The sequence below is a fragment of the Gemmatimonadota bacterium genome, from assembly GCA_009835325.1.
GTDB lineage: Bacteria > JAAXHH01 > JAAXHH01 > JAAXHH01 > JAAXHH01 > JAAXHH01.
In genome coordinates this window covers 1-8,125 of record VXWP01000050.1, presented here as the reverse complement: position 1 = coordinate 8,125, position 8,125 = coordinate 1, and the positions used below count along the sequence as shown (strand labels likewise).

Annotated in this window: 5 protein-coding genes; 2 read left to right on the top strand and 3 right to left on the bottom strand. The window is 64.4% G+C overall.

Annotated elements, in window-relative coordinates; translation table 11 throughout:
• Positions 1–188: 188 nt before the first annotated feature.
• Positions 189–368, top strand: a complete 180-nt coding sequence (locus F4Z81_06465) for a hypothetical protein (protein MXW04695.1) — start codon at positions 189–191, stop codon at positions 366–368.
• A 63-nt stretch (positions 369–431) separates the two neighbouring features.
• Positions 432–1,178, top strand: a complete 747-nt coding sequence (locus F4Z81_06460; protein ID MXW04694.1) for a hypothetical protein — start codon at positions 432–434, stop codon at positions 1,176–1,178.
• An 11-nt stretch (positions 1,179–1,189) separates the two neighbouring features.
• Here the strand turns inward: F4Z81_06460 and F4Z81_06455 are convergent, their stop codons facing one another.
• From F4Z81_06455 to F4Z81_06445, 3 genes are all read right to left on the bottom strand, one after another.
• Positions 1,190–2,221, bottom strand: a complete 1,032-nt coding sequence (locus F4Z81_06455) for a hypothetical protein (GenBank protein MXW04693.1) — start codon at positions 2,219–2,221, stop codon at positions 1,190–1,192.
• A gap of 51 nt (positions 2,222–2,272) precedes the next feature.
• Positions 2,273–5,701, bottom strand: a complete 3,429-nt coding sequence (locus F4Z81_06450; GenBank protein MXW04692.1) for an AAA family ATPase — start codon at positions 5,699–5,701, stop codon at positions 2,273–2,275.
• Positions 5,667–8,125 (bottom strand): hypothetical protein (locus F4Z81_06445; protein ID MXW04691.1); only part of this gene is annotated, 2,459 nt, incomplete at its 5' end. The genes F4Z81_06450 and F4Z81_06445, both read right to left, overlap by 35 nt.

Sequence of the window (8,125 nt, the reverse complement as noted above, 5' to 3'; positions counted from 1 at the left end):
GGCCGGACCTGGATCATCTTCCCATGTTGTAACAAAAAAAGTGAATTAAACTTCCGCTTGAAATAATAATAAACTATATAGTAACTATACATCCTGTTTAATGATGGCATCCCGGCTTCCGCACCGGTTGCCGTTCCTGCACGCACCCGTTCCTTAAGACCAGTCCGCACCGAATCGGGAGAGTATTCATGCGAAACACGGAAGCGCAAGAGACCTGCGAAATACTGAATGAACTGCGTGGCGAACTGCACGAGGTGGTCATTCTGTTGTCGACGATCGCCAGGCACATCGACGACTTTCGTTACGAGACCCACAAGTTGAACCGGTATCTACGCAACATTCCGCGCGAAGAACAGTCGAGCGCATAGGCCAGCCAGGCTGACCATGCCGGCCAGGCTGACCATGCCGGCCAAGTTGACCGCGAGCTTTCGATGTACTATGACCAGGGTTCGTTCGATATCCGGTGCGAGTGGGGCATGGAGGGGCTTCAGGAACTGCTGCCCGTCAGCCGGGCCGTGGTCATCGTCGACGTCCTGTCGTTTACCACCAGTGTGGACATTGCCGCGGGAAACGGCGCGCTGGTCTACCCGTTCCGTAGCAAGGACCGTTCTGCGGCGGCCTACGCCAGGTCCCTGAATGCCCAGTTGGCCAATGCCACCCGGGCATTCGAAGGGGGCGGTTTTTCACTCTCCCCTTCCTCCCTGGTGGACATACCCGCCGGCACTGCGCTTGTTCTGCCCTCTCCCAACGGATCGACGCTGTCCCTGTCGACCGGCGATATTCCCACGTTCGCCGGCTGTCTCCGGAACGCAACGGCCCTTGCCGGCGTACTGCGGCAGTACGAGACCGGTGTCAGTATCATCCCCGCGGGGGAACGCTGGAAGCAACAGCAGACCCTCAGGCCCGCGATCGAGGACCTGATCGGCGCGGGGGCCGTCATTCATGGGCTGGAAGGCACCCGCTCGCCGGAAGCCGAAACCGCCGCCCGGGTTTTCGAGGCGTTCAGGGACGACCTGGAATCAGTCCTTCTTGGTTCGGGTTCCGGCAAAGAGTTGATCGGAAGGGGATTCCCGGAGGATGTGCGGCTTGCCGCGGCTTTGGACGCGAGCCGTTGCGTACCGGTGTTGAAGGACGGAGCGTACCGGGCCTATCACGCACCCGGCAGCGCCGATGCGTGATTGCAGGTTCCTCACACTTCGTACGCCTGCCACGTGCCCAGACAGCCGTGGCCGCGTCTCACGTGAAGCAGTCGTTTTTCGGGTTCGGCGATATACCCTGAAATCGAGTGCATCCCGACCGCGCCGTGCCGGCAGATTCCGCCGGGATCGTTTTCGTGATCGGCCAGGATTTCCTTGATCGTTTCGACGGTGATCGTCCCCCAACGTGCCTGGACGAGTCTCCGGATACGGTCCAGCCGGGGACACGAATCCGGCAGGAATCCGGTTTCGTGACCGGCGAACGCGGGGGTCAGGTAGTGGTTGGTGTGCAGGCAGGCGTCCGGATGGGCGTCCCGGTACCGGGCAATCCCCTCGGGCCGTATTTCCACGGTATCGATGTGTCCCTGTCCGTCGCACAACACCAGGTTGGCGGCCGAACAGGTGCGGTGCCTGGAAAGAAGCTCCACGCAGTCTTCGACCGTCCGCTGCTCCAGGACCAGGCGCTTGATCGGATAATGGGGCAGTCCCATCCTCCAGGTACACCCATAGAGGGCATTGGCGAAATGGGCCACGCCGTGCTCGTTCATTCCGGAATAACCCAGCTGGCCGGCAAAGGTGAACATCAACGCCCGGGGCCGGCCGTCGCCGGGTCTTACCCGTAACAACAGCGCGACGTCGGCGTATTCCGGCTCGAGGTCCTGGTTCTGTCCCGCCAGCGTGTTCCCGTCGGCCGTGGCCGACCTTGTCAGCGCGAAGGCGGTGCAGGCTCCGACCGGCTGCTGAGCGGCCTCGGCGCGGGCCTGGCAAAGGACCGCTTCTTCCAGGCTGATGCCCGCACCCGCCGCCAGCCCTCGCACTTCTTCCGAGAAGGCCGGACTCAGGCGCTCCATCAGCGGCCAGAAACCCATGGCGTTCCGGCACAGCGCATCCCGGGACATCCCGGTCAACCGCTCGATCCATCGCAGGTACCGCTGGACGAGACCGGCGGCCTGCGCGCCGTGCTGATAGCCCATCTCGTAGCTGCTGCCCAGGACTTCGATCAGCGGGAAAGTGTGATCAGGCATGGTGTCCTTAGAGGTTTCGATACGACCGCACGAACCGGTCGTGCGGGGTGTTCAGCGCGGGTTACCCAGGTACGTCCAGGACCGCCATCCCTGCAGCATCGGGAAATACAGGCCCAGGTTGACCGGCCCGGATTCCAGCGACTGCATGACGCCCGCGTAGCCCTCCAACTGGCTTCGGTACCGCTGCTGTTCGTTATCCAGAAAGCCCTCGAGATCTCCGCCGGTATGGGCGCTGGTCTTGTAGTCGATGATCCAGCGCCTGCCTTCGAAGACGAAAGTCCGGTCCACGACGTACTGTCGGGGCCGGCCGTTGAGGACCGTGGTAAGGGCGAGTTCTCTTTCGTCGTGGGCGTGCCTGGACAGAATCCAGCGTCCCCTTTCGTCGGCAACAATGTTCCCCAGGGCGGAAAGCGCCCGGGAAACCGCCTCGTCCAGCTTATTGCCGGCCAGCCCTTCCTGGCGAAGCGCTGATCGAAGCCTTTCCTCGCTGAAGTCCAGAAGATCCGGTGCGTACATGCGCTGCAGCATCCGGTGCACGACGATGCCAACCCGCCGCTGAAGTTCGGTTACCCACTCGAAGGTGGGATGTCCCGGCTCTTCGCCATCGGGATCCGACGGATCGTAGAGCGGTTTGAAGTCGATGTCTTCGGGCAGCGGTCCGGGCGTCCAGCCCGCAACCAGACGTCGGAGCGGCACTCCCCGGGACTTCGCCACGGCCGTGTCGCCTTCCGGATTTTTTCCTTCGTAGTCCTTCAGCGCTTCCATGAACTCCGGCTCCACCGCGTGCCAGATTCTTGCCAGCAGCGTCCGTGAACTCGGTGTCTTCAGGGATTCGTTCTCCGGATCGGGTACGGCGTGCCCGAGCAGATGCAGGCATTTCCGGGCCCGGGTGGCGGCCACATAGAGCAGCCGGGTCCTTTCGTTCTCGCGTTTTTGTGTTTCAATGCGGGCAAGGTAAGCGTAGAGTGGGTCCTTTTCGCCGCCGGTAGCCCGAATAGGCGCCAGTAGGAGGCGGGACTGCCTGCCGCGGGCGTATTCGTGCCACATCAGCAACCTCGGGTCCTCCGATCGGGGAAGGCGGCCCAGGCCGGGCAGGATGACCGTATCGAACTCCAGCCCCTTGGCCCGGTGAATGGTCAGCAGCTGCACGTCCCCGGCGGCTTCGATATCGGAAGGCGCGAAAAGGCGCGCGACGTCATCGGCGAAGGCCTTCTCGTCCGGGATCCCCAGGCCGTCCTGAACCCGTTCCAGGAGATCGAGAAAAGCGGTAGCGTCTTCGCGTTCGGTCCGGGTCTCCAGGCAGGCCGGGCCACCCAGCGTGGACCAGACGCCTTCCACCAGCCGGCGGATGGGCAGCCTGGCGCGGAGAGCGAAGGCATCGGCGAGTACGGGCATTATGCGGTCAATCCTGGATCGTGCGTCCTGTGACAGCCGCTCCCGCCGCGCGGGATCCTGAAGAAGATCCCATACCGTGAACGGGGCGTTGACTCCGGCAAGGGCCTCGAGGTCCGTCAACGTGAGGCCGCACCACGGCGCGCGCAGGATGGCCAGCCAGGCCACCCGGTCGCCGGGATGCAGGAGCGCCCGCGTGAGCGCGAGCAGGTCCCGCACCACGGGACGGTCCCCCAGGGCGTCGATCTCCACGGCGCGGAATCTCACCCCGTTCCTTCTCAGGGCGGAAACGATACCGGCCAGATGACTGCGGGCATGGACCAGCACGGCGATGGTCTCGTCCGGTCGGCGCGCCTGCGCGTCGGAGATAATCTCGACGACGCGTTCGGCTTCGGTCTCCTGTTCGCGGTCGAGGAAGGGATGGAAGCGTACGCAACTGTCGGGATGGTCGGCCTTGAACGCCTCGGAGGGCTCATAGGTCACGGCACCCGAGAGGAAGTCCTCGCTCAGGGGGAATGCGTCGCGCAACACGCGGTTGACCCAATTTACGACGGGTGGATGCGAGCGGAAGTTCACCGAAAGCGCGAGAGGGACCGGGTTGACGGCGCCTACCCCGTTTTTCCGGGCCTGAAGGAAAAGCCCCACCTCCGCTTCGCGAAAACCGTAGATCGACTGCATGGGGTCGCCCACCAGGAACAGCGTCCGGCCATCATCCGGGCGCCAGTCCCTGATCAGGCGGGTGAGCAGGCCGTACTGACTCTGGGAGGTGTCCTGGAACTCGTCGATGAGCAGGTGCGTGATGCGATCGTCCAGGCTTCGGGCCAGGTCGGTGGGTGACTCGTCCGGACCCAGGGCCGCCCGCGCGCCGATGCCGATCTCCGTGAAGTCGACGCATCCTTCCTCCCGAAAGACGAGCCTGAGCTGCTCCACCGCCATGGGAAGCAGTAGCATCAGCGCGTTCAGGACGTCCCACTGCCTTTCATCGAAACGCGGAGGGGGCAGTGTGCGCAATGCGTGCAGCGATTCGGTGGTTTCCGGGTCAAGGTCGATGCGGGCAAGCAGTTCTTTGGCGTCACGGCCGGCATCGGTCGCCGGGAATCCCTGGTTGACGTTCAGCGACCGGCGACGGGTTCCCTGGCCGGTCAAGAGCATCTCCGCGATACCGACCCAGGAGGGGAGCGACTCGGCATCCGAACCCGGAAACCCGGTCATCTCGTGACACGCGTCGATCGCACTCGCCCGGTTCCCCGCACGCAGGTTCGATGCCGCGAAACGGGCGAGCGCGGCGGTTTCGTCCCTGAAGAGCTCCGGGAACCCGGCCCGGACCGCTGTAAGATTGCTTTCGACAACCTCACGTAGAGAGGCCTCCAGGTGGGCACGCAGCGCTTCAGGTCCGGGGGGCGCCGGGGCTTCCTGCAACACATCGCTGGGACTACGATGGACCACGTGCCGCATCCACTGGTCCCTGGTGCCCAGCATGACGCTCAGCAGCTGCTCGACTCTTCCGAAATGGTTATCCAGGTGGGCAAGCAGCACGGCCACAGCACCGGTCACGTCCGCCGGCGCCCCTTCGGCATCCAGCATGGACACTGTCCGCCGGGCCGCGCGCGCGTACAGGTGTCCCGCGTCATCCACCGGCCGGCGCGCCGCACCCATGCGGGAGACCCAGGGCATCCTGCGCACCAGCATGGCGCAGAGCGAATCGATCGTCTGGATGCGCATCCGCGCCGGATGCTCGGCCAGCCGCCAGCCCAGCCGGTCGTTACGGGAAACGGCTTCCCGCGCGAGCTTCCAGGTATGGGCTTCGTGTGGCGTCGTGGGCCGTGGTCCGGCGGCGCTTCCCAGGGCCGCGACGATGCGATGGCGCATCTCCGCGGCCGCCTTGCGGGTAAAGGTAATGGCCACGACCGCCTCCGGCCGGTCTACCCGGGCCAGCAAGGCCAGGAACCGCTGGATCAGCAATTCGGTCTTGCCGGATCCCGCGGGCGCCTGGACGATGAACGACCGGGCCGTATCGAGCGCCTCTAGACGTTGCTGCTGGTCCGCTACCGGTTCAACCACGATCGTCCTCCGGTATCTCCTGTTCATCCCCTACCTGCGGTCGCTCCGTTTCCTCCACTTCCTCCGGTTCGTATAGTTCCACCGTCCCCTGGCTGATTCGGCACAGGGACGGCAGTGCACAGTACCGGCAGGTCTTTGCGGGGTCCTTGGGATCCACGTGCGCCCGACCCTTCCGGAAATCGCGGCCGAGATCATCCAGTACCGTCCTCCAGCCGCTTATGGCCTGCGCAATCGGCGGCTGCTTTTCCGGTACTCGGACCCCCGGCACAATATCCGGGGATTCGGCCAGCCCCCTGAACCCCAGCTCACCCGTCCGCAGCTTTGCGAACAGGACGCTCGCCACCTCGGCTTCCGTGGTAACGGCGTAAATGGGCAACTGGGGTTCGTCCGGTCTCGCGCCCGTCCAGTCGGAGGGCCCGCATTCCCCGGACTTGTAGTCCAGGATGACCAGCTTCCCGTCTTCCAGGCGGTCCACACGGTCCACCCGGATTTTCACCTCGATGCCGCCGACTTCGACCGTCCGAATCTCCTCCTGGTCGACCACCATGAATGGTTTCCGCTGCCGTTCCAGCTCCATCCATTCACCGATGATGCGCACCAGCCTGGCCTGCTCGATTTCCACAAGACGGGTATTGCGCGCAAACCGGCCACCCAGTATCCTCCGGACCTCGGGTTCGACGTGCCCGCGTACCAGGTCCGCCAGCCCTTCTTCCGTCACTGCGAGCAGGTGCCCTTGAGACTTCAGCCGTGCCCAGACCCGTTTGAGCACGCGGTGCAGGAGCCTTCCCCGGTCAAGGGCGTTCAGTCCGGGCTCGGGCTCCTCCAGCGCCCTGGCGCCGAGCCGCAGTTCGGCAAAGGCCTTGAACGGGCAGGCCGCCTGGAGCTTGAACAGGAAGGTCCCGCCCCTGAGCGCCACATCATCGCACGCCGGTCCGAAGTGGTCGTCCAACTCTTCCAGCGCGGAAGCGCCGGGGATTCTTTCTTCGTCGCCGGGTGGCGGCGGGATCCCCAGGTCGGCGGCCGAGGTTTCGGGCAGCATACGGACGAGCGGACTGACGGCCAGGTCCGCATCCTCTTCCCGCTCGGGATAGCTGACGACGACGGATGGCGAGGATGAGAGTAAGCTTGAGGTGTGCATCAGGGTGGTCTCGAGTTCCCTGTTCGGCGACGACCTGGGCAGGCCGTAACGGCGTTGAAGGCGTACCGGAATGAACGGGTCCGGCGCGGGATCGGCCGGCCAGGCGCCGTCATGCAGGCCCATTAACCAAAGCCGGTCGAAACGAAAGCCGTAGCTTTCCAATACACCCAGAATCTGGACAGGGGCCGGCACGGATTCCGGTTGAAACTGCTGGGCCGAGGCCAGGTTCCTCAGTGCGTCCACTGCGCCGTGAAGTGGAACGCGCCCGAACACGTCGTCCAGGTTGGCCAGATTGGTAAGCGATTTGCACCAGGTTGTAAGGGTCTGGTATTCGATGCTGTCGAGCGTGCGGTCTCCCGGCCATCCGATGTCGCGAAGGAACGCGGAAAGGACCGGCGCCCAATCACTGGGCAGCCGCGAAGTCTGAAGAGTCCTGTACGTTTCCGACCAGGTCTCGAGGAGTGTCTCAAGTCTGGGACACCGGTCCGCGCCCCTTCGTTTCCGAGCCAGCCTGATTACATCCGCAAAGGACACGTCCGGTGCGCCGCCGGCGCGTAGTTCCGCGTCCAGCAAGGCGCGACGGGTCAACTCTTCAGCGGCCGCGGGTAGAAACGGGGATCGCAGCACGCGGCCGGCGCGTTCGACGGAGAGATCCCCGGGGTCGATACCAAGAAACAGGAACGCCGTCTGAATGACGGGATATTCATCGAGCGTACGTCCGAGGTAGATGTTAAAGCACCGCGACGGGTCGAGGTCCGGCCGGAGCCGATTCCGAGGGTGCATCACTTCGCCGAATACACGCTCGATATCGTCTCTTTGCTGGTTCAGATCGGTCACGACGATGCCGATCCGGTACGCCGGGTCGTGCGCGTCCGGATCGCTTTCCAGGCAATGGCGCGCCCATTCGGCGGCGGCGCGGATCTCCCGGCCGGCATCGGCGAAGCCCACGCGCACGGCATCGCCGGCTTCCTCGGTTCGAGCGCGCTCCCGGACCTTCACGCCCCGGCGTGCAAGAGCGTCGATCAGGTGTTTCTGCACCGGCGATAGCTCGGGGAATCCCGCGAATTCGATCTCCTCGGGCACCGGTGCCGCGCCCTGGTCGATGAGATCCGCGACCGACGCAGGTAATTCGGCGTTCGAAATCCAGCCGTTGCGTTGGAAGCGTGCATGGAACGCCCGCGCCCAGTCCAGGAAAGCCCGGGCGTCTTCGGATTCGTTCCACGCCTCGGCGTCAAGTGGTATCGCCCAACTGCACAGGCGTTCCCAGGATCTGGCGGCGGCCTCCGCCGTCGAGGGAATATCCAGCAGCGAGT

What these genes read in the sequence shown, in the direction of transcription:
- F4Z81_06460 (MXW04694.1), top strand. Translation starts at nt 432, where the DNA reads ATGTACTATGACCAGGGTTCGTTCGATATCCGGTGCGAGTGGGGCATG.
- F4Z81_06450 (MXW04692.1), bottom strand. Translation starts at nt 5,701, where the DNA reads ATGAACAGGAGATACCGGAGGACGATCGTGGTTGAACCGGTAGCGGAC.
- F4Z81_06465 (MXW04695.1), top strand. Translation starts at nt 189, where the DNA reads ATGCGAAACACGGAAGCGCAAGAGACCTGCGAAATACTGAATGAACTG.
- F4Z81_06455 (MXW04693.1), bottom strand. Translation starts at nt 2,221, where the DNA reads ATGCCTGATCACACTTTCCCGCTGATCGAAGTCCTGGGCAGCAGCTAC.